The sequence below is a fragment of the Streptomyces mashuensis genome (assembly GCF_014654785.1).
GTDB classification, from domain to species: domain Bacteria; phylum Actinomycetota; class Actinomycetes; order Streptomycetales; family Streptomycetaceae; genus Streptomyces; species Streptomyces mashuensis.
The window spans coordinates 93,564-112,426 of the sequence record NZ_BNBD01000017.1 but is presented as its reverse complement, the minus strand read 5'-3'; the positions used below and the strand labels follow the sequence as shown (position 1 = coordinate 112,426).

General features: G+C 74.3%; 22 protein-coding genes. 15 read left to right on the top strand and 7 right to left on the bottom strand.

The annotated features are described in order from the left end of the window. Positions 1–172: 172 nt before the first annotated feature. The 4 genes from IE305_RS28720 to IE305_RS28705 all read left to right on the top strand — a co-directional run bounded on the left by IE305_RS28720 (position 173) and on the right by IE305_RS28705 (position 3,770). Positions 173–1,126: an ABC transporter ATP-binding protein gene (locus IE305_RS28720; RefSeq protein ID WP_190132712.1), complete on the top strand. Its 954-nt coding sequence runs from the start codon at positions 173–175 to the stop codon at positions 1,124–1,126. Next, complete coding sequence (locus tag IE305_RS28715) at positions 1,123–1,863, top strand: ABC transporter permease (RefSeq protein WP_190132711.1); 741 nt, start codon at positions 1,123–1,125, stop codon at positions 1,861–1,863. The genes IE305_RS28720 and IE305_RS28715 overlap by 4 nt, the downstream gene beginning before the upstream one ends. Positions 1,864–1,953: 90 nt before the next feature. Beyond that, positions 1,954–3,141 carry a sensor histidine kinase gene (locus IE305_RS28710; protein ID WP_190132727.1) on the top strand — a complete coding sequence of 396 codons (1,188 nt, stop codon included), beginning with the start codon at positions 1,954–1,956 and terminating at the stop codon, positions 3,139–3,141. Continuing rightward, complete coding sequence (locus IE305_RS28705; protein ID WP_268255954.1) at positions 3,138–3,770, top strand: response regulator transcription factor; 633 nt, start codon at positions 3,138–3,140, stop codon at positions 3,768–3,770. Before IE305_RS28710 ends, IE305_RS28705 begins: the two co-directional genes overlap by 4 nt. A 15-nt stretch (positions 3,771–3,785) precedes the next feature. Here IE305_RS28705 and IE305_RS28700 read toward each other — a convergent pair whose 3' ends face one another. Together IE305_RS28700 and IE305_RS28695 are read right to left on the bottom strand one after the other, a co-directional pair. Further along, positions 3,786–4,643 carry a transglutaminase family protein gene (locus IE305_RS28700; RefSeq protein WP_190132710.1) on the bottom strand — a complete coding sequence of 286 codons (858 nt, stop codon included), beginning with the start codon at positions 4,641–4,643 and terminating at the stop codon, positions 3,786–3,788. Between the two features lie 90 nt (positions 4,644–4,733). Further along, positions 4,734–5,741, bottom strand: coding sequence for a GNAT family N-acetyltransferase (locus IE305_RS28695; protein ID WP_190132709.1), 1,008 nt, complete (start codon positions 5,739–5,741; stop codon positions 4,734–4,736). Between the two features lie 114 nt (positions 5,742–5,855). On the opposite strand from IE305_RS28695, the gene fdxA reads away from it, so the two are divergent. Further along, on the top strand, positions 5,856–6,188 hold the full coding sequence (gene fdxA, locus IE305_RS28690) for a ferredoxin (RefSeq protein ID WP_190132708.1): 333 nt from the start codon (positions 5,856–5,858) through the stop codon (positions 6,186–6,188). A gap of 103 nt (positions 6,189–6,291) precedes the next feature. Next, the gene (gene dapC, locus IE305_RS28685; protein ID WP_190132707.1) at positions 6,292–7,389 is read left to right on the top strand and encodes a succinyldiaminopimelate transaminase; all 1,098 of its coding nucleotides are present in this window, start codon (positions 6,292–6,294) and stop codon (positions 7,387–7,389) included. Between the two features lie 87 nt (positions 7,390–7,476). Here dapC and IE305_RS28680 read toward each other — a convergent pair whose 3' ends face one another. Beyond that, positions 7,477–7,881, bottom strand: a complete 405-nt coding sequence (locus tag IE305_RS28680; protein ID WP_190132706.1) for an ATP-binding protein — start codon at positions 7,879–7,881, stop codon at positions 7,477–7,479. Positions 7,882–8,213: 332 nt separating this feature from the next. Then, a complete protein-coding gene (locus IE305_RS28675; protein WP_190132705.1) occupies positions 8,214–9,140 on the bottom strand; it encodes a VldE C-terminal domain-containing protein in 927 nt (308 codons plus the stop codon). A 72-nt stretch (positions 9,141–9,212) separates the two neighbouring features. On the opposite strand from IE305_RS28675, the gene dapE reads away from it, so the two are divergent. Then, complete coding sequence (dapE, locus tag IE305_RS28670; protein ID WP_190132704.1) at positions 9,213–10,319, top strand: succinyl-diaminopimelate desuccinylase; 1,107 nt, start codon at positions 9,213–9,215, stop codon at positions 10,317–10,319. Between the two features lie 85 nt (positions 10,320–10,404). Further along, positions 10,405–11,166: an LOG family protein gene (locus tag IE305_RS28665; RefSeq protein ID WP_190132703.1), complete on the top strand. Its 762-nt coding sequence runs from the start codon at positions 10,405–10,407 to the stop codon at positions 11,164–11,166. A 31-nt stretch (positions 11,167–11,197) separates the two neighbouring features. Here IE305_RS28665 and folP read toward each other — a convergent pair whose 3' ends face one another. Then, entirely contained in the window at positions 11,198–12,058 is an 861-nt protein-coding gene (gene folP, locus IE305_RS28660) for a dihydropteroate synthase (RefSeq protein ID WP_190132702.1), read from the bottom strand. Positions 12,059–12,189: 131 nt separating this feature from the next. Here folP and IE305_RS28655 point away from each other — a divergent pair, with 131 nt between their 5' ends. Together IE305_RS28655 and IE305_RS28650 are read left to right on the top strand one after the other, a co-directional pair. Then, entirely contained in the window at positions 12,190–12,615 is a 426-nt protein-coding gene (locus IE305_RS28655) for a cell division protein DivIVA (protein ID WP_190132701.1), read from the top strand. Further along, positions 12,612–13,214 (top strand): DNA-3-methyladenine glycosylase I, encoded by a 603-nt coding sequence (locus IE305_RS28650; protein WP_190132700.1) that lies wholly within the window; start codon positions 12,612–12,614, stop codon positions 13,212–13,214. Before IE305_RS28655 ends, IE305_RS28650 begins: the two co-directional genes overlap by 4 nt. Before the next feature lie 12 nt (positions 13,215–13,226). On the opposite strand, the gene chcB is transcribed toward IE305_RS28650, so the two are convergent. Then, complete coding sequence (chcB, locus tag IE305_RS28645) at positions 13,227–14,027, bottom strand: 2-cyclohexenylcarbonyl CoA isomerase (RefSeq protein ID WP_190132699.1); 801 nt, start codon at positions 14,025–14,027, stop codon at positions 13,227–13,229. A gap of 39 nt (positions 14,028–14,066) precedes the next feature. On the opposite strand from chcB, the gene IE305_RS28640 reads away from it, so the two are divergent. Beyond that, positions 14,067–14,306 carry a hypothetical protein gene (locus tag IE305_RS28640; RefSeq protein WP_190132698.1) on the top strand — a complete coding sequence of 80 codons (240 nt, stop codon included), beginning with the start codon at positions 14,067–14,069 and terminating at the stop codon, positions 14,304–14,306. A gap of 31 nt (positions 14,307–14,337) precedes the next feature. Further along, positions 14,338–14,505: a DUF3117 domain-containing protein gene (locus IE305_RS28635; RefSeq protein ID WP_003985072.1), complete on the top strand. Its 168-nt coding sequence runs from the start codon at positions 14,338–14,340 to the stop codon at positions 14,503–14,505. A 130-nt stretch (positions 14,506–14,635) separates the two neighbouring features. Here IE305_RS28635 and IE305_RS28630 read toward each other — a convergent pair whose 3' ends face one another. Further along, the gene (locus IE305_RS28630; protein WP_190132697.1) at positions 14,636–15,301 is read right to left on the bottom strand and encodes an O-methyltransferase; all 666 of its coding nucleotides are present in this window, start codon (positions 15,299–15,301) and stop codon (positions 14,636–14,638) included. A 176-nt stretch (positions 15,302–15,477) separates the two neighbouring features. Here IE305_RS28630 and sigE point away from each other — a divergent pair, with 176 nt between their 5' ends. The 3 genes from sigE to IE305_RS28615 all read left to right on the top strand — a co-directional run bounded on the left by sigE (position 15,478) and on the right by IE305_RS28615 (position 18,789). Next, positions 15,478–16,278, top strand: coding sequence for an RNA polymerase sigma factor SigE (sigE, locus tag IE305_RS28625; RefSeq protein ID WP_190132696.1), 801 nt, complete (start codon positions 15,478–15,480; stop codon positions 16,276–16,278). After that, on the top strand, positions 16,275–16,937 hold the full coding sequence (locus tag IE305_RS28620; protein WP_190132695.1) for an anti-sigma factor family protein: 663 nt from the start codon (positions 16,275–16,277) through the stop codon (positions 16,935–16,937). Before sigE ends, IE305_RS28620 begins: the two co-directional genes overlap by 4 nt. Before the next feature lie 79 nt (positions 16,938–17,016). Then, entirely contained in the window at positions 17,017–18,789 is a 1,773-nt protein-coding gene (locus IE305_RS28615; protein ID WP_190132694.1) for a S1C family serine protease, read from the top strand. The last annotated feature ends 74 nt before the right edge of the window (positions 18,790–18,863 follow it).

Sequence of the window (18,863 nt, the reverse complement as noted above, 5' to 3'; positions counted from 1 at the left end):
ACCACAACCGGGTCTTGAAGGCCGACGTCACGCGAACCCCCGAATTCGCCAACAGCGTCCCACCCCGGCGCGGGGGCCGTTTCCGCAGCTCGGAGACCATGACATCTGTCATGGGGATGTCACGACGTCCGGCACTGCCTCCCGCACCGGGCGCTCGGACACCATGGTCGTCATGACCACTACTGCGAGCGTGTACACGGGGGACGGGCGCCTGACCGGCGCCCCCGTGGTCAGCTTCACCGACGTCAGCAAGAGCTACGGCACCGTCCGTGCCGTCTCCGGCCTCAATCTCGACCTCCACGCCGGCGAGACCGTCGCCCTCCTGGGCCCCAACGGTGCCGGCAAGTCCTCGACCCTCGACCTGCTGCTGGGGCTGCGCCAGCCCGACAGCGGCCGCGTCGAGCTGTTCGGCACGACGCCCCGCCAGGCCATCGAGCAGGGCCGGGTCGGCGCGATGCTGCAGTCCGGCGGGCTGATGGAGGAGGTGAAGGTCCGGGAGCTGGTGAAGCTCGCCTGCGACCTGCACCCGCGCTCGCTCCCCGTCGACGAGGTGCTGGCCGCCGCCGACCTCACCGGCATCGCCGACCGCATGGTCAACAAGCTCTCCGGCGGCCAGGAGCAGCGCGTGCGGTTCGCGCTCGCCACGGCCGGCGCCAACGACCTCATCGTCCTCGACGAGCCCACCACCGGCATGGACGTCTCGGCCCGCCAGGCGTTCTGGAGCGTGATGCGGGAGCAGACCCGCCAGGGCCGTACGGTCCTGTTCGCCACGCACTACCTGGAGGAGGCCGACGCGATCGCCGACCGCGTGGTCGTGCTGCGCCAGGGCCGGGTCCTCGCGGACGGCTCCGCCGCGGAGATCAAGGCGCGGGCCGGTGGCCGGCGCATCGTCTTCGACCTGGACCAGCCGGCCGGCGAGGGCGCGCTGCGCGAGCTGCCGTTCGTGATCTCGCTGGAGGTGAGCGGCCGGACCGTGCGCATCCAGTCGCAGGACGCCGACGCCACCGTGCACGCCCTGTACGGGATGGGCTTCTACCCGCGCAACCTGGAGGTCGCGGGCCTCGGCCTGGAGCAGGCCTTCCTCGCCATCAACGACGCCGCGAACGCCGAGGAGGCGTCCCGATGAACACGCTGGTCAAGCTGGAGATCACCCGCACCCTGCGGAACAAGAAGTTCATGTTCTTCTCGGTGCTGTACCCGGCGCTGCTCTACCTGATCATCGCGGGCGGGGCGAGCGAGAAGAAGCTCGTCGACGGCAGCGACCTGACGCTGCCGATGCTGATGATGGTCTCCATGGCCTCCTTCGGCGCGATCACCGCCGTCCTCGTCGGCAACAGCGAGCGCATAGCCAAGGAGCGGGAGAAGGGCTGGGTGCGGCAGCTGCGCCTGACAGCGCTGCCCGGCCGCGGCTACGTGGCCGCCAAGGTCGCCTCGGCCGCCGTGGTGTCCCTGCCGTCCATCCTCGTGGTGTTCGCCGTCGCCGCGGCCGTGAAGCACGTCCGTCTCGACGCGTGGCAGTGGGGCGCCCTCACCGGCTGCATCTGGGCGGGCAGCATCGTCTTCGCGGCGCTCGGCGTGGCCATCGGCTACCTCGTCATGGGTGACGCCGTCCGCCCGGTGACCTTCATCATCTACTTCGCGCTGTCCATCCTGGGCGGCCTGTGGATGCCCACCACCGGCTTCCCGTCGTGGCTCCAGAAGATCGCCGACTACACGCCGACCCACGCCTACGCGGCGCTGGGCCAGGCCATCGAGGTCGGGGACGCGCCGCACGGCAAGGACGTCACCCTGCTCGTCGTCTACCTGGTGCTGTTCGCCGGTGCCGCCGCCTGGCTGTACCGCAAGGACACCCGCAAGGCGTAAGGGAAGATCTCGGACGACGGCAGAGAAAGAGAGAAGGGCGAGGACGCGGTCATGGCCGGACGTGTGGGCCACCGCCTGTGGCGGGCGGTCATGGAGGCGAGGGACGAGGTCTCGGCCGAGGATCCGCGCATCGGCGAGCGGCCGGAGAACGTCCGCCAGGCGATGACCAAGCTGGTCTGGATCGGCATCTGGATGGCCTATCTGGCGTCGCCGGTGGAGGACATTTTCGGCGGGCACCACGAGTGGCCCGGCACCCTGGTGGGCGCCGCCGGCCTGGCGTCGTTCGTCGCCGTCTACCTCGTCCTCATCTTCCAGCACACGTCGCTCCCGCTGGAGCGGCTGCGGGTGCTGGCCATGCTGGCCGCGCTGATGGCGATGGCCGTGGGCCTGGCGCTGGGGCTCGGCAAGGCGTGGCTGGTGCTGTTCGTCTACGTGAGCGTCTCCTGCGGCGCGGTGCTGCCCGCGAAGCTGGCCCGGTTCGCGATTCCGCTGACCACGGGGGTGTTGGCGGCAACGGGAGCGGCCATTCCGGGCGCCTGGCACGCGCTCGCCGCGGAGCTGGTCGTCCCGTCGATGCTGGGCGGCTTCGCCATGGTGGGCATCCGCCAGATGGCCCGGACCTCGCGCGCCCTGCGCGAGGCCCGGGCCACCGTGGCGCACCTCGCCGCGAACGAGGAGCGGCTGCGGCTCGCCCGCGACCTGCACGACCTGCTCGGGCACTCGCTGTCGCTCATCACGCTCAAGAGCGAGCTCGCCGGGCGGATGCTGCCGGACAAGCCCGAGCAGGCCGCACAGCAGGTCGCCGACATCGAGCGGGTGAGCCGCCAGGCGCTGGTGGACGTCCGCGAGGCGGTCAGCGGCTTCCGCCGCCCCACCCTGGACGCCGAGGTCGCCGGTGCCCGCACCGCGCTGACCGCGGCCGGCATCGTCGGCGACCTCGCCCACACCACCGCCCGCCCCGGCGTCTCGCCCGACGCGGAGGGCGCCCTGGCCTGGGCGCTGCGCGAGGCGGTCACCAACGTCGTACGGCACAGCGGCGCCCGGCGCTGCGAGGTGACGCTGACGGAGGCCGGCGACGAACTCTGCCTGACCGTCAGCGACGACGGGCGCGGCCCCTCCGGCTCGCCCGGCAACGGTCTCACCGGTCTCCAGGAGCGCCTGGCGCTGACCGGCGGCCGGCTGGAGACGGGGCCGGCGCCGCGCGGCGGCTTCCGCCTGCGGGCCTACGTACCGCTGGCGCAACGGGCCGAGCCGGAGGCGCCTACCCTGTCGATGTGACTGCTGCTCAGACGGGAAACGCCGCCATCCGGGTCCTCCTTGCCGAGGACCAGTCCATGGTCCGGGAAGCGCTGGCCGCGCTCCTGGGGCTGGAGGACGACATCGAGGTCGTCGAACAGGTCGCGCGCGGCGACGAGGTGGTGGCGGCGGCCCTGCGCACGCCCGTCGACGTGGCCCTGCTGGACATCGAGATGCCGGGCATGACGGGGCTGGACGCGGCGGGGCTGCTGCGCCGCCAGGTGCCGGGCCTGAAGGTCGTCATCCTCACGACCTTCGGCCGCCCCGGCTATCTGCGCCGGGCCATGGAGTCGGGCGCGGACGCGTTCCTGGTGAAGGACGCGCCGGCGGCCCAGCTGGCGGACGCGGTGCGGCGGGTGCTGCGCGGCGAGCGGGTCATCGACCCGATGCTGGCGGCGGCGGCCCTGGCCGAGGGCGCGAACCCGCTCACCGACCGGGAGCGCGCCGTCCTGTCCGCCTCGGCGGACGGCTCGACCAACGCCGAGCTGGCCAAGGCGCTGCACCTCTCGCCGGGCACCGTCCGTAATTACCTGTCGACCGCGATCCAGAAGACGGGCGCCCGCAACCGCGCCGAGGCGGTGCGGATCGCCCGCGACAAGGGCTGGCTGTAAGGGGCCGGGGACGGTTCAGTTCAGCATGGCCCGCGCGGCGAGCGCCCGGTGCCGCACCGATTCCGCCGTGTCCGGCTCCACCGGTGCGATCACGTCCGCGTACTCCTCCAGTTCCCGCGCCCCGCGCGCGAACTCGCCGCGTTCCACCAGCAGCTCCGCGCGTTCGTAGCGCAGCCGCGCCGGGTGGCTGGGCAGCAGCAGGGACAGCTCCACGGCCCACAGCTGGACGTCGCTGCGCTCGGGGCGTGCCGCGGCCCAGGCGCGGATGTTGTTGAGCACCCGCGCCACGATCTCCAGCGGGTCCGCCGGCGAGAACGCCTCCGGCGTCAGCGTGGTGCCCGTCGCCCCGGCGACCAGCAGCGCGGCGTCCTCCGCGGACAGGGGGCGGCCCCCGTCGAAGGGGTCGGCCAGCACGTGCCGGCCCCACGGTTCGCCGAAGCCGACGACGAAGTGGCCGGGCAGCGCCACGCCGTACACCGGTGCCCCGGCCCGCCGGGCGACCTCCATCCACACCACCGACAGCAGGATGGGCAGGCCGCGCCGGCGCCGCAGCACCTCGTGCAGCAGTGACGACTCCAGGCGCCGGTAGTCGGCGGGCGTGCCGTGGAAGCCGCAGCGGCCGCCCAGCAGCTCCGCCACCGCCTCCGCCCAGCGCCGGGGCGGCGCGTGCCGGCCGAGCGCGGGCAGCCGCCCGGCCAGGTCGTCGAGCTCGATCTGGGCCGCGTCGACGGCCGCCTCCGGCAGGCCGCCCTCCGCCTCCGCGCAGATCAGCAGGCAGAGCGCGGCCAGGTCGGGCCGGTCCTCGCGGGCCGCCTCGGCGAACCGCCGCCGCCGGGCGCTGGTCTCGTCGTCCCTGCGACCCCTGTGGTCCATGCGTCTCTCGCGTCCCTCCTGGCTCCGTCACCGTCCATGGTGCGTCCGCGGCCGCCCGGGCGACGGCTGCTGCGACGACTGCCGGGACGACTACCGCGACGGTTCGCGACGGTAGTGGTAGGCGTGGTGCGTGGTGAAGCCCAGCTCGTCGTAGAGGGCGAGCGCGCCGCCGTTGTCCTCCTCGACCTGGAGGTACGCGGCGGAGGCACCCTCCGACAGGGCCTGCTCCGCCAGCCGGGCCATGATCAGCGAGCCCAGCCCCTGCCGCCGCCGCGCCGGGCTCACGTGCAGCGCCGCGAACCCGGCCCAGCGGCCGTCGACCACGCAGCGCCCTATGGCGGCGGGCTCGTCGCCGGGCTCCTCGCCGGGCACGGTCGCGAACCACACCGAGGGCCCGCCGGTCAGCACCGCGCGGACGGCGCCCGGGTCGCTGCCGGTCCGCCCGTACGCGGCGAGCCACGCCTCGTCCGGCTCGCGGGTCAGCAGGACGCGCCCGGTGCCGGCCGGCGTGTCGGCGAGGGGCGCGAGGGGGGCCGTACGCATCAGGGCGTACCGCTCGCCGGTCCAGCCGCGCCGGGCCAGCTCGGCGTCCAGCCGCTCGTCGGCGCCCGGGTCGCCGGTGGTGACCTGCACCCGGGCGGGCAGCCCGCGGGCGGCGTACCAGGCGCAGATCCGGTCGACCGCCTCGTCCACCGGCAGTCCGCAATCGCCCAGCGGCAGGACGGAGTTGGCGCGGGCGGTGAAGCCGCCGGCGGCGCGCAGCGTCCACCCGCCGAGCGGCTCGGTGTCGGGGGCGGGCCAGCCGCGGGCGGCGGTCTCCTGGAGCTCGCGGGCGGTCGCGGCGGGCCCGCGGCGCCGCGCCGGGGCCGCGGGGACGGTCTTGCCGGCGACGAGCGCGGTCTCGGGGAAGGCCACCGTCTCACCGTTCCGGCGTGTGATCCGCACCACACCCCCCTCCCAGGAGGTGAGCACGCCGACGACGTCGGTGAAGCGTTCCGGCGACCCGGGGGTGTCGTTCAGACGCCGCACCGAGACCCTTTTTCCCACATCCGCCGCGGAAATCCTGACCTCCAGTCTTCCGCCCGTGGTGAATTCCACAGCTGTGCCCGCCCCTCTTGTTCGTCATGTGCCCGGGGAGGGAGATACTAGGTGTGGGCATCGACGACGCCGCGCTCCCGCGCGAGATGAGCCCTACCGAGGAGGAACGACAGCGTGACCTACGTCATCGCGCAGCCTTGTGTCGACGTGAAGGACAAGGCGTGCATCGAGGAGTGCCCCGTCGACTGCATCTACGAGGGCTCGCGGTCCTTGTACATCCACCCGGACGAATGCGTCGACTGTGGTGCCTGTGAGCCGGTCTGCCCCGTCGAGGCGATCTTCTACGAGGACGACGTCCCGGAGGAGTGGAAGGACTACTACAAGGCGAACGTCGAGTTCTTCGACGAGCTCGGCTCGCCCGGTGGTGCCTCGAAGCTCGGCCTGATCGAGAGCGACCACCCCTTCGTCGCGGCGCTGCCCGCGGACATCAACCCGGCGGAGCACTGACCGACAGTGGTCCCCGCCGCGGCCCCGTACGGCCACCACCGTACGGGGCCGCGGCATTCCCCCACCGGCCACCCCTAGCGCACGAGAGCGAGCAGCGAGCACCGTGAGCGCAGTCTCTTCCCGTCTCCCCGTCTTCCCCTGGGACCGGCTGGAGCCGTACAAGGCCACCGCCGCCGGCCACCCGGACGGCATCGTGGACCTGTCCGTGGGCACCCCGGTCGACCCCGTGCCGGCCGTGGTCCAGCAGGCCCTGGCCGCCGCGGCCGACAGCCCCGGCTACCCCACCGTCTGGGGCACGCCGGCCCTGCGCGACGCGCTCACCGGCTGGGCGGAGCGCCGGCTGGGCGCCCGCGGCCTGGACCACCGCAACGTCCTGCCCGTCGTCGGGTCGAAGGAACTGGTGGCCTGGCTGCCGACCCAGCTGGGCCTGGGCCCCGGCGACAAGGTCGCGTACCCGCGGCTGGCCTACCCCACGTACGAGGTGGGCGCGCGGCTGGCGGGCGCCGAGCCCGTCGTGTACGACGAGCCGACCGAGCTCGACCCGGCCGGCCTGAAGCTGCTGTGGCTGAACTCGCCGTCGAACCCCACCGGCCGGGTGCTGTCCGCCGACGAGCTGCGCCGGGCCGTGGCCTGGGCCCGCGAGCACGGCGTCCTGCTCGTCAGCGACGAGTGCTACCTGGACCTGGGCTGGGAGGCCGACCCGGTGTCGGTGCTCCACCCGGACGTGTGCGGCGGCTCCCACGAGGGGATCATTGCCGTCCACTCGCTGTCCAAGCGCTCCAACCTGGCCGGCTACCGCGCGGCCTTCCTCGCCGGCGACGCCGCCGTCCTGGGCGAGCTGCTGGGGCTCCGCAAGCACGGCGGCATGATCGTCCCGGCGCCGGTACAGGCCGCCACGATCGCCGCACTGGGCGACGAGGCGCACGTCACCGAGCAGCGGGCCCGCTACGCCCGCCGGCGCACCGCGCTGCGCGCCGCCTTCGAGGGCGCGGGCTTCCGGATCGAGCACAGCGAGGCGTCGCTGTACCTGTGGGCCACGCGCGACGAGCCGTGCTGGGACACGGTGGAGTTCCTGGCCAAGCGCGGCATCCTCGTCGCGCCGGGCGAGTTCTACGGCGCGGCGGGCGAGCGGTTCGTACGGATCGCCTTCACCGCCACCGACGAGCGCATCGAGGCGGCCGTCCGCCGGCTGGCGGACTGAGCCGCCTTCCGGGGCACGCGAAGGGGGCCCGGGACGACGGTCCCGGGCCCCCTCGGGGGTGCGCCGCGCGGTGCGGCGGGTCTGCGGTCAGCCGCCGAGGGGGAGACCCTTGCCGGGCAGCGCCTGGGTGGGCAGGCCACCCTTGGTGACACCCTGCGCGGTCTGGCCGACGGCCTGACCGGCACCGCCCGCGACCTGGCCCACGGCCTTCTGCGCGGCCGGGACGTGCTCCTTGCCGGCCTTGCTGACCGCGCCCGTGGTGGTGTGCACGGCCTTGGTCCCGACGCCGGTCGCCACGGCCCCGGCCTGGTGGGAGGTCGAGTCGAGGCCGCTGCCCAGGTTGGCGCTGTCCACCGCGCTCAGCCCGCCGAGGTCGGGGGCCTTCACGAGGTCCGCGGCGCTCGCAGAGCCGGCCGCACCGACGACGGGAGCGGCACCCGCTGCGACGAGCAGGGCGACCCGGGCGATCCGACGCGTGAGGGGGAGGGACATGTTGCTCCTTTGACGGAGTGATGAGTCGTTGGCTGTCCGGCGTCCGGACGCTGTGACTACCGCGTGAGCCCCCCGAAGGTTGCGGTGCCGCCAGGTAAAGAGTAGGTAATGCATCGCATAATCCGCCCGCCGGAAAACCCGGCAAACCCGGGCAGGACCGCCGCCCTCCGGCAGCCGTGAAAAGCCTTTGTCTCCAAGGTGACCGGCGGTTTCCCGGTGCCGCGTACGGATACCGGCCGCACGGCAACTCCCGTATGCGGCGCATACCCCGGGCGGGGGCACCCTCGTACCCCTGAACGAGGTGCGAGGAGGGGCCTCGCGGCCTCGGTCCGCTAGCGCGTCGTCGTGATCCGCACGGCCGCCGGGTCCCCCTGCGGCTGCGACGCCTTGCGCCAGCCGTCCGCGGAACGGTCCGCCGACCACACCCGGCCGCCGAACGCCACCCGCTCGATCCGCAGTTCCGCGGCGTGCGCCACCGCCCACGACGCGACCTGCCAGCCGCGCCGCGCCGCACTGCCCTCCGGCACCGACGGGTCCTCCCGCACCGGCACCGTCACCGTCGGCCCGCCCGGCCCCGCGGCCGCCCCCGCCGGGCCGCCACCGGCACGGACCACCGACGGCAGCACCGCCGGCCCGAACTCCCGCCACAGCTTCGCCCGCACCGCCGGCGGATCGCCCGCCTTGCCGTCCCCCGGGCTCCGGGTGCAGCTGAACGACGCCTCCGCGCGGCCCGTCAGCGCCGACGCCAGCAGCGACGCGTCCGGCTCGTGCTTGGCGTACGCCTGCGGGAAACCGCTGCGCTGCACCTCCTGCGCCGCCCGCGTCAGCGGCAGCCGCGACCAGCCCCGCACCTGCATCAGGTGCTCGTAGAACTCGCCCGCCGCGTACACCGGGTCCGTGATCTGCGCCGCCGTGCCCCAGCCCTGCGACGGCCGCTGCTGGAACAGTCCCTGCGAGTCCCGGTCACCGTGGTGGATGTTCCGGAGCCCCGACTCCTGCATCGCCGTGGCCAGCGCGATCGTCACCGCCCGCTCCGGCACCCCGCGCGAGGAGCCCACCGCGGAGATCGTCGCCGCGTTCACGGCCTGCTCCGGCGAGAGCGAGTACGACTCCCCGTTCGCCCGCACCGTGCAGCGCGGCGCCCCCGGACCCCCCGTCACCACCTGCGCCACCAGATAGCCCACGAGCGCCAGCAGGACGGCACCGGCGGCCACGGTACGCAGCAGTCGGCCACGGCGGGTGACGGTGAAGCGCGACATGCGCGTTACGTTACTTCAGAGACCGGGTACCGACGGCTCCAGCCCGCGCGGCGACCGGGTTAGGCTCGCCGCATGGACGCCGCAGACCACTCCGCAGCCACCGGCCGGCCCTCGCTCGACCTCTCCCTCGACGCCGCCGCCCTCACCGCCGCGCTCGTCGACCTCCCCTCCGAGAGCGGTCACGAGAAGGCCCTCGCCGATGCCGTCGAGGACGCCCTGCGGGCCCTGCCCCACCTGACCGTCGACCGGTACGGCAACAACGTCGTCGCGCGCACCGCCCTCGGCCGCGCCGAACGCGTCGTCCTCGCCGGCCACATCGACACCGTCCCCATCGCGGACAACGTCCCCTCCCGCCTGGACGCCGACGGTGTCCTGTGGGGGTGCGGCACCAGCGACATGAAGTCCGGCGTCGCCGTCCAGCTGCGCATCGCCGCCACCGTCCCCGCGCCCAACCGCGACCTCACCTTCGTCTTCTACGACAACGAAGAGGTCGCCGCCCACCTCAACGGCCTCGGCCACCTCGCCTCGGCACACCCCGAGTGGCTGCACGGCGACTTCGCCGTCCTGCTGGAACCCACCGACGCCGAGGTCGAGGGCGGCTGCCAGGGCACCCTGCGCGTCGTCCTGCGCACCAAGGGGGAGCGCGCCCACTCCGCGCGCGCCTGGATGGGCTCCAACGCCATCCACGCCGCCGCGCCCATCCTGGCCCGGCTCGCCGCGTACGAACCGCGCAAGCCCGTCATCGACGGCCTCGAGTACCACGAGGGCCTCAACGCCGTCCGCATCGAGGGCGGGGTGGCCGGCAACGTGATCCCCGACGAGTGCGCCGTGACGGTGAACTTCCGTTACGCCCCGGACCGCACCGAGGAGGAGGCGCTCGCCTACGTCCGCGAGTTCTTCGCCGGCTGCGGCGTCGCCGAGTTCGTCGTCGACGACCACTCCGGCGGCGCCCTGCCGGGCCTCTCGCACCCCGCCGCGGCCGCCTTCATGGCGGCGGTGGGCGGCAAGGCCCGCCCCAAGTTCGGCTGGACCGACGTCTCACGCTTCAGCCGCCTCGGCATCCCCGCCGTCAACTACGGCCCCGGAGACCCCCTGTACGCCCACAAGCGGAACGAGCACGTGGTGGTGGACCGCATCCACCACTGCGAGGAGCGGCTGCGGGCCTGGCTGACCGCCTGACGACCGCCCGAACCCGGCCTGACGTGCGGTGAACACGGCCTAGGCTGGGGCGGACGGACGAGATCCGCAGCGGAGGGAGCACGGTATGAACCACGGCACGGGCAGCCCGGAGACGCCGCGGGGCCGGCGGGAGCAGCGCCGGGGGCCGGTCGTGCGGCGGCACGGCCAGATGCAGGCCGGCACCACCGACCAGCACCTGCTGGACACCCGCGGCACCGCGGACTGGGTCCACGAGGACCCCTTCCGGGTGCTCCGCATCCAGTCGGAGTTCGTCGAGGGCTTCGGCGCGCTCGCCGAACTCCCCCCGGCGATCAGCGTGTTCGGCTCGGCCCGGACGAAGCCCGGGTCCCCGGAGTACGAGTCCGGCGTCGCCATCGGGCGCGGCCTGGTCGAGGCGGGCTTCGCGGTGATCACCGGCGGCGGGCCGGGCGCCATGGAGGCCGCCAACCGGGGCGCGATGGAGGCCGGCGGCATCTCCGTGGGCCTCGGCATCGAGCTGCCCTTCGAACAGGGCCTCAACCCGTACGTCAACCTGGGCGTCGACTTCCGGTACTTCTTCGTCCGCAAGACGATGTTCGTGAAGTACGCCAGCGGGTTCGTGGTGCTGCCCGGCGGCATGGGCACCCTGGACGAGCTGTTCGAGGCGCTCACGCTGGTCCAGACGAAGAAGGTGACCCGCTTCCCGATCGTGCTGTTCGGCACCGCCTACTGGAAGGGCCTGCTCGACTGGCTGGAGGGCACGCTCGTCGCCGAGGGCAAGGCCGGCGCGGCCGACCTCCAGCTGTTCCACGTGACGGACGACGTCGACGAGGCCATCACGCTCGTGACGAAGGAAGCCGGCACCTGACCGAACCGGGCCGCCGGGCGGGGGCCCTGGCTCAGGCCAGGCCCCGCCGGGCCACGGCCGGCGGACGGTGGCCGGCGATCGACGCCACCATGTCCAGCACCTGCTTCGTCTCCGCCACCTCGTGCACCCGGTACACCTGCGCGCCCAGCCACGCCGAGACCGCGGTGGTGGCCAGCGTGCCCAGCAGCCGCTCCTTCACCGGACGGTCCAGCGTCTCGCCCACGAAGTCCTTGTTCGACAGCGACACCAGCACCGGCCAGCCGGTGGCCACCATCTCGTCCAGCCGCCGGGTCGCCTCCAGCGAGTGCCGGGTGTTCTTGCCGAAGTCGTGCCCCGGGTCGATGAGCACCGACTCGCGCGGCACGCCCAGCGCCACCGCCCGCTCGGCCAGGCCCACGGTGACGCGCAGGACATCGGCCATCACGTCCTCGTACGCCGCCCGGTGCGGCCGGGTACGCGGCTCCACGCCGCCCGCGTGCGTGCACACCAGGCCCGCGCCGTAGCGCGCGGCGACCTCCGCCAGCTTCGGGTCCACCCCGCCCCACGCGTCGTTGAGCAGGTCCGCGCCCGCCTCGCACACGGCCTCGCCGACCTCGTGCCGCCAGGTGTCCACGCTGATCACCACATCGGGGTGGCGGCGCCGCACCTCCGCCACGAACCCGACCGTGCGCCGCGCCTCCTCCTCGGCGCTCACCTCCGCGCCGGGCCCCGCCTTGACGCCGCCGATGTCGATGATCGCGGCGCCCTCGGCCACGGCCTGCTCGACCCGCTCCAGCGCCGGCTCGTCGCGGAACGTGGCGCCCTGGTCGTAGAAGGAGTCGGGCGTCCGGTTCACGATCGCCATGATCACCGGTTCGTGAGCGCCGAACTCGCGTCGTCCCAGCCGCAGCATCTGCCCTACTCCCTGCCGGACTCCCTGTCCGGCTTCCTGTCCCACGTCCGCCAGCGACCTTAACTGTCCGAGCGGCATGGCACGATCGGGGTGGACGGATTGGCTGACGGAGGACTGACGGGGAGACCGCCGTGTTCTGGTTCTTGCTCATCGCGCTGGTCGTGGTGGTCGCCGCGGTGACGCTGGCCGTCGCCGGCGGTGGAAGCGACGGACTGCTGCCGGAGGCGGCGCAGGACCGGGTGGCCTGGCCGCTGCCCGCCGGCCGGCCGCTGGGCCGCGCGGACGTCGAGGGGCTGCGGCTGCCGATGGCGGTGCGTGGCTACCGCATGGCCGAGACCGACGACGTCCTCGACCGGCTGGGCGCCGAGCTGGCCGAGCGCGACGCCCGGATCGCGGAGCTGGAGGCCGCCCTGGCCGGCGCCCAGGCCGCGGCGATGGGCGCCCGGCGCGGGACGGCCGGCGGTGCGACCGCCGCCGGGCAGGAGCCGGCGCGTCCCGAGCAGGACGCGCGGCCCGCGAAGGACGAGGGCGACGACGAAGAGGGGCGGACCGCATGAGCGACGTGGTGGTGGGGCCGGACGGGCTGGCGCGCTGCCCGTGGGGGCTGGAGGCGGAGTCGCGGGCGGACTACCGCCTGTACCACGACACCGAGTGGGGCCGCCCCGTGCACGGCGACGACGCGCTGTTCGAGCGGATGTGCCTGGAGGCGTTCCAGTCGGGCCTGTCGTGGCTGACGATCCTGCGCCGCCGCGAGGGGTTCCGGGCGGCCTTCGCCGGGTTCTCCGTCCCCGCGGTCGCGGCCTTCACCGAGCGGGACGCGGAGCGGCTGCTGGCCGACCCGGGCATCATCCGCAACCGCGCCAAGATCACGGCCGCGTTGGCCAACGCCCGGGTGCTCGCCGAGTGGGCGCCCGGCGAGCTGGACGCCCTGGTGTGGTCGTACGCCCCGCCGGCGGGCCGGCCGGTGCCGCGGTCGTTCGCCGACGTGCCGGCGGTGACGCCGGAGTCGACGGCGCTGGCCAAGGAGCTGAAGCGGCGGGGCATACGGTTCGTGGGACCCACCACGGCGTACGCGCTGATGCAGGCGTGCGGCCTGGTCGACGACCACCTGGCGGGCTGCCACGTACGGGCGGGGCGGCAGGCCCCCGCGGCCTAGCGGCCCGGCAACTTAGCGGCCCACGAAGCGGGGCTTCTCCTTCTTGAGGAAGGCGTCGACCGCGATGCGATGGTCCTCCGACGCCCCGGCGCGGGCCTGGAGCTCCTCCTCCTTGGCCAGGGTCTCGGCGAGCGAGTGGTCGGCGCCGTACGCCACCGACTCCTTCAGCGCGGCGTACGCGGCGGTGGGGCCGTCCGCGAGGGCGCGGGCCACGGCGGCGGCCTCGGCAGCGAGCTCGGCGGCCGGGACGACCTTGTTGGCGATGCCCAGCTCGTACGCCTGCTGGGCCGTGATGCTGCGCGGGAAGAGCAGCAGGTCCATGGCGCGGCTGTGGCCGACGAGGCGGGGGAGGGTCCAGGAGACGCCCGAGTCGGCGGTGAGCGCGACGCCGGCGAAGGAGGTGTTGAAGGAGGCGGTGTCGGCGACCACGCGGTGGTCGGCGGCGAAGGCGAAGCCCGCCCCGGCGCCCGCGGCGACGCCGTTGACGCCGGCGACGACCGGCTTGGGCATCTGGGTGAGCGCCGTGAGGATCGGGTTGTAGTGCTCGCGGACGGTGTCCATGGTCGTCCGGGTGCCGTGGGCGTCGTCGGCGGCCAGCGAGGCGACGTGCTCCTTGAGGTCCTGGCCCACGCAGAAGGCCCGGCCCGTGGCGGTGAGCAGCACGGCCCGTACGGCGGTGTCGGCGGCGGCCTCGCGCACGACGTCGCGGAGGGCGGCCTTGGTGGCGGTGTCCAGGGCGTTCATGGCGTCCGGACGGTTCAGCGTGATCGTCGCGAGTCCGTCGGTCACCTCGTACAGCACGGTGTCTGCCATCGCGCGTTCCCTCCCTCGGCGGTGCGGTCAGGGCTCAGCATGCCGGAGATCATCGGCGGCGCACATGTGACCTGCGTCAAAGAAGCGAAGGCCATGGTGACCTCCGGGGCTACGGGGGAGCACGGCGCGATCCCCGAATTGAGTGGTTTTGCGGCAGCGCGTTGCCGAAGGGATGCGGACCGATGTTGGTCATTGGGTCGCGCGATGCGGGATAATGGCCTGGAAGCAATGTGTTCGATGCCGGTGACGCGTGCCCTTTCCACAGGGGCCGTCGGCTGACGATGAGCTGGTTTCAGGAAGGGGAACGAGCATGGCGGCCATGAAGCCGCGGACGGGCGACGGCCCGCTCGAGGTGACCAAGGAGGGGCGGGGCATCGTCATGCGGGTTCCGCTCGAGGGCGGCGGTCGTCTCGTCGTCGAGCTGACCCCGGATGAGGCCAAGGCTCTCGGTGAGGCCCTGGAGAAGGTCACCGTCTGAACCGTCCGGCACCGTCCGGCGCAGACGGACCGCGACCAGGTCCGATGACTCCCCACCGCCCCGGCGGCCGGCACACGCCGGCCGCCGGGGCGGTGGCATGTCCGGGCGGGCCGGGGGCGGGGTGGTCTCCTCAGCCGCGCTTGACGGCGCACAGCAGGCCGTCGCCCACCGGCAGCAGCGACGGCACCAGCACCGTCGACTCGCGCACCGCCCGCAGCAGGTCCCGCAGGTGCTGCACCTCCGCGGGCGGCAGGGCCGCGTCGACCGTGCGGCCGTCGGCGAAGACGCCCTCGAAGCACACCAGCCCGCCGGGCCGCAGCAGGCGCAACGATTCGGCTAGGTAGTCGAGGCACTGCAGCCGGTCACCGTCGCAGAACACCAGGTCGTAGCCGCCGTCCGCGAGGCGGGGCAGCACCTCCAGCGCCGGGCCGGGGATGAAGCGCGCCCGGTTGCCGGCGAAGCCGGCCGCGCGGAACGCCTGGCGCGCGAACTGCTGGCACTCGGGGTCGCTGTCCACCGTGGTGAGCACGCCGTCGGGGCGCATGCCGTGCAGGAGGTGGATGCCCGACACCCCCGTGCCCGTGCCGATCTCGGCGACGGCCTTGGCGTCCACAGCGGCGGCGAGCAGGCGCAGCGCCCCGCCGGTGCCGTTCGACACCGAGCGGATGCCCGCCTCGTAGGCCCGGTCGCGGGCCCAGAGCAGCGCCTCGTCCTCGGCGACGAACACATCGGCGAACGCCCAGCTCGTCTGCTGGTTGCCGGTAATGGCCCTCTCCTGTCCCCGTGGTCGACGCAACGGTGACTGTATCCGCTGCCCCCGGGAACCCGCAGATGGGACCGGGCGTTGGAGGGGGTGTACGGCCATGGACGGGCGGGGAACCGCAGGCTGCCGGGCGATCGTCGGAGCAGGACGAGGGTCAATACAAAAAGCCGGTCAAAACTGTTTATCCGGCGCTAACGGGCGGGGTGGATATGGTAGGGGCTCCACTGGACACCACCAGAGCCGACAGGGGAGGTGCGGCTGCGGGCGGCGACCGCCGAGGGGTGCTGAGGCGCCTGCTGGGCAGGCCGGCCGTCGAGCCGAAATCCGTGACCTACACCGCTGACAGTGCCCGCCCCGAGGACTCCGCAACCGCGTCCGCCGTGTCCGCCGTGACCACCGCGGGCTTCGCCGGCGACGCGGCCGCGCAGGCGTGGACGCCTCCCACGTGGGAGGAGATCGTCAGCACCCACAGCGCGCGCGTCTACCGCCTGGCCTACCGCCTGACCGGCAACCAGCACGACGCCGAGGACCTCACGCAGGAGGTCTTCGTCCGGGTCTTCCGCTCGCTGTCCACGTACACCCCCGGCACGTTCGAGGGCTGGCTGCACCGCATCACCACCAACCTCTTCCTCGACATGGTCCGGCGCCGGCAGCGCATCCGCTTCGACGCGCTCGCCGAGGACGCCGCGGAGCGGCTGCCCAGCCGCGAGCCGTCGCCCCAGCAGCACTTCAACGACACGCACTTCGACGCCGACGTGCAGCAGGCCCTGGACACCCTGGCGCCCGAGTTCCGCGCGGCCGTCGTGCTGTGCGACATCGAGGGCCTGTCCTACGAGGAGATCGCCGCGACGCTCGGCGTGAAGCTCGGCACCGTGCGCAGCCGCATCCACCGCGGCCGCAGCCACCTGCGCAAGGCCCTGTCGCACCGCTCGCCCGCCGCCCGGGCCGAGCAGCGCGCCGTGTCGGTCGGCCGCGCGGTTCCCGTCGGGGGGGAGGTCGGGATCGCGTGACCGGTTCAGGCGGTCAGTCCCCCGCCGAGCACCACCTCGGCGACCGCCTCGCGGCCCTGGTCGACGGGGAGTTGGGGCACGATTCGCGGGAGCGGGTGCTGGCGCACCTCGCCACCTGCTGGACCTGCAAGGCCGAGGCCGACGCGCAGCGCCGGCTCAAGAGCGTGTTCGCGGAGGCCGCGGTGCCGCCCGTGTCCGACGCGCTGCTGGCACGGCTGCACAGCCTGCCCGCGGTGGTGTCGGCCGACGACGACGCCCGTGGCGGCCCCGCCGCCGGTGGTGAGCGCGGGCCGGGTGACGCACGGCGGGGAAGAGGCGCCGGGGCCGCCGAATTCACCATGCTGCCGGTGTTCGCGGCGGGTTTCTCCGCTGACGGCGGCTTCCCCGTCCATGACGTGGGGCGGGAGCGCGGGTCCTCCCGCGGCCGGCGCTTCGCCTTCGCGGCGGCCGGTGCCGTCTCGCTCGCCGCGTTCGCCCTCGTGGGCGGCGCGCAGCCGGCCGAGACGCCCACCGTGGACGTCGCCCGCCGCTCCGGAGCCCCGGCGGCCACCACGGCGTCCTTCACGATGAGCAGGGGCGTCTCCCTGCTGCGCCCGTCCACCGCTCCGGTGCTTCCCCCGCTGGTCCGCACCCCGGGTCCGTCCGGCGCCACGCGCTGAGGCCGGACCTGGTGTAATCCTCCGTGGGGCGCGTACGCCGCGGTGCGCGCGCCCCTGGACCAACGGTGGGGAGAACTCAATGGACGACGGGCAGGCGCGTGGTTCCGCGCCCAAGCCGCAGTGGTGGAAGCGCCGGCGCCGCGAGGCCGACGACTGGCTGCTCCCGGACCCGTCGGAACCCACCCCCCAGGTCCCTCTTCATGCTCCCGATCCTTACGCCACCCCGCCCTACGGCCGCCCCGGCCCCTGGGCCCCGGCCCCGCCGGTGCAGCTCCCGGCGGTGACGCCGCCGGGAGGCACGCCCGTGCCCCCGCCGCCCGCCAGCGAGGCTTTCACCCCCGCCCCGCCGGCCGCCGCCGCACTGCCCACGCCTGCCGGCGCCGAGCCGCAGGCAGGCACCGAGCCGCAGGCACCGACGGCCGCGCCGCCCCCCGCCGGATCTCCGGCGCCGCAGGCCGGCGGTGAGCCGGTCGACGCTGCGGCGCCCGCCGGGCCGCCCGCCGAGGTGGCGTCGCCCGCCGGCGGCGCGCCGGCGCCGTACGCGGGCGGTGAGCCGGCCGGCGCTGCCGCGCCCGTCGGCGCCCCGGTCGGCGCCCAGCCGCACCCGCTCGCGGCCCCGCCGCTGCCCGGCGCCGTCCCCGCGTACCCCGCCGCCCCCGCGGCAGGGGCAGCCGCACCCGTACCCCCCTCCCCCTGGGCCTACGACCCCTGGGCCGTGCGCCGGCAGCAGGCCGCTGCCAAGGCGCCCCGGCGGGGGCAGATCGTGGCCGGGGCCGTCGTCGTCGCGCTCGTGGCCGGTGGGGTCGGCGGTGGCGTCGGGGCCTGGCTGGAGCGGGACGGGGGCGGGGTGCGGCTGGCGCAGGCCGCGGCCGGGGGGAGCGACCGCGACCCCGGCAGCGTGGCCGGGATCGCCGCCCGCGCGCTGCCCGGCGTCGTCACCATCCACGTCCGCGGCAGTGGCGAGCAGGGCACCGGCACCGGCTTCGTGCTCGACAAGAGCGGGCACATCCTCACCAACAACCACGTGGTGCGGCCCGCCGCCGCCGACGGGTCCATATCCGTGACCTTCAACGACGGGCACACCGCCAAGGCCACCCTCGTCGGCCGCGACAGCGGCTACGACCTCGCCGTCATCAAGGTCACCGGCGTCTCCCGCCTCACCCCCCTCCCCCTCGGCAACTCCGACTCCGTCCGCGTCGGCGACTCCGTCGTCGCCATCGGTGCGCCCTTCGACCTCGCCGGCACCGTCACCACCGGCATCATCAGCGCCAAGGCCCGGCCCATCACCGCCGGCGGCCGCAAGGCGCAGGACGGCGGCGGCAGCGACATCAGCTACGTCGACGCGCTCCAGACCGACGCCCCCATCAACCCCGGCAACTCCGGCGGCCCCCTCATGGACGCGCAGGCACGCGTCATCGGCATCAACAGCGCCATCCGCTCCGCCGGCGGCTCCGACTCGGGCTCCGGCGGCCAGGGCGGCAGCATCGGCCTCGGCTTCGCCATCCCCGTCAACCAGGCCAAGCGCGTCGCCGAGGAGCTGATCAACACCGGCCGCGCCACCCACCCCGTCATCGGCGTCTCCCTCGACATGGCCTACACCGGCGACGGCGCCCGGGTGAACACCGACGTCAAGAGCGGCGGGGCCGTCACCTCCGGCGGCCCCGCCGACAAGGCGGGCGTCCGCCCCGGCGACGTCATCAGGACGATCGACGGCGTGGCCGTGCACAGCGGCCAGGAGCTGATCGTCAAGGTCCGCAGCCACCGCCCCGGCGAGACCCTCACCCTCACCCTGGAGCGTGACGGCAAGGAGAGCACCGTACGGCTCACACTCGGCTCGGCCGGTGACCAGTGACCGGTGTCCTCCGGGCCAGGTACCGTGATAGGCGGCCCGCCACCCCGGCCACCGACGCGGCCACCGACGCCCCA

Bases quoted from the DNA above. Each gene is read 5' to 3' on its own strand.
- IE305_RS28710 (WP_190132727.1), top strand. From the start codon at position 1,954: ATGGAGGCGAGGGACGAGGTCTCGGCCGAGGATCCGCGCATCGGCGAG.
- IE305_RS28640 (WP_190132698.1), top strand. From the start codon at position 14,067: ATGCCGGAGATCATCGGCGGCGCACATGTGACCTGCGTCAAAGAAGCG.
- sigE (WP_190132696.1), top strand. From the start codon at position 15,478: ATGGTAGGGGCTCCACTGGACACCACCAGAGCCGACAGGGGAGGTGCG.
- dapE (WP_190132704.1), top strand. From the start codon at position 9,213: ATGGACGCCGCAGACCACTCCGCAGCCACCGGCCGGCCCTCGCTCGAC.
- IE305_RS28720 (WP_190132712.1), top strand. From the start codon at position 173: ATGACCACTACTGCGAGCGTGTACACGGGGGACGGGCGCCTGACCGGC.
- chcB (WP_190132699.1), bottom strand. From the start codon at position 14,027: ATGGCAGACACCGTGCTGTACGAGGTGACCGACGGACTCGCGACGATC.
- IE305_RS28650 (WP_190132700.1), top strand. From the start codon at position 12,612: ATGAGCGACGTGGTGGTGGGGCCGGACGGGCTGGCGCGCTGCCCGTGG.
- IE305_RS28700 (WP_190132710.1), bottom strand. From the start codon at position 4,643: ATGGACCACAGGGGTCGCAGGGACGACGAGACCAGCGCCCGGCGGCGG.
- IE305_RS28665 (WP_190132703.1), top strand. From the start codon at position 10,405: ATGAACCACGGCACGGGCAGCCCGGAGACGCCGCGGGGCCGGCGGGAG.
- IE305_RS28635 (WP_003985072.1), top strand. From the start codon at position 14,338: ATGGCGGCCATGAAGCCGCGGACGGGCGACGGCCCGCTCGAGGTGACC.
- IE305_RS28715 (WP_190132711.1), top strand. From the start codon at position 1,123: ATGAACACGCTGGTCAAGCTGGAGATCACCCGCACCCTGCGGAACAAG.
- IE305_RS28675 (WP_190132705.1), bottom strand. From the start codon at position 9,140: ATGTCGCGCTTCACCGTCACCCGCCGTGGCCGACTGCTGCGTACCGTG.
- folP (WP_190132702.1), bottom strand. From the start codon at position 12,058: ATGCTGCGGCTGGGACGACGCGAGTTCGGCGCTCACGAACCGGTGATC.
- IE305_RS28680 (WP_190132706.1), bottom strand. From the start codon at position 7,881: ATGTCCCTCCCCCTCACGCGTCGGATCGCCCGGGTCGCCCTGCTCGTC.
- IE305_RS28615 (WP_190132694.1), top strand. From the start codon at position 17,017: ATGGACGACGGGCAGGCGCGTGGTTCCGCGCCCAAGCCGCAGTGGTGG.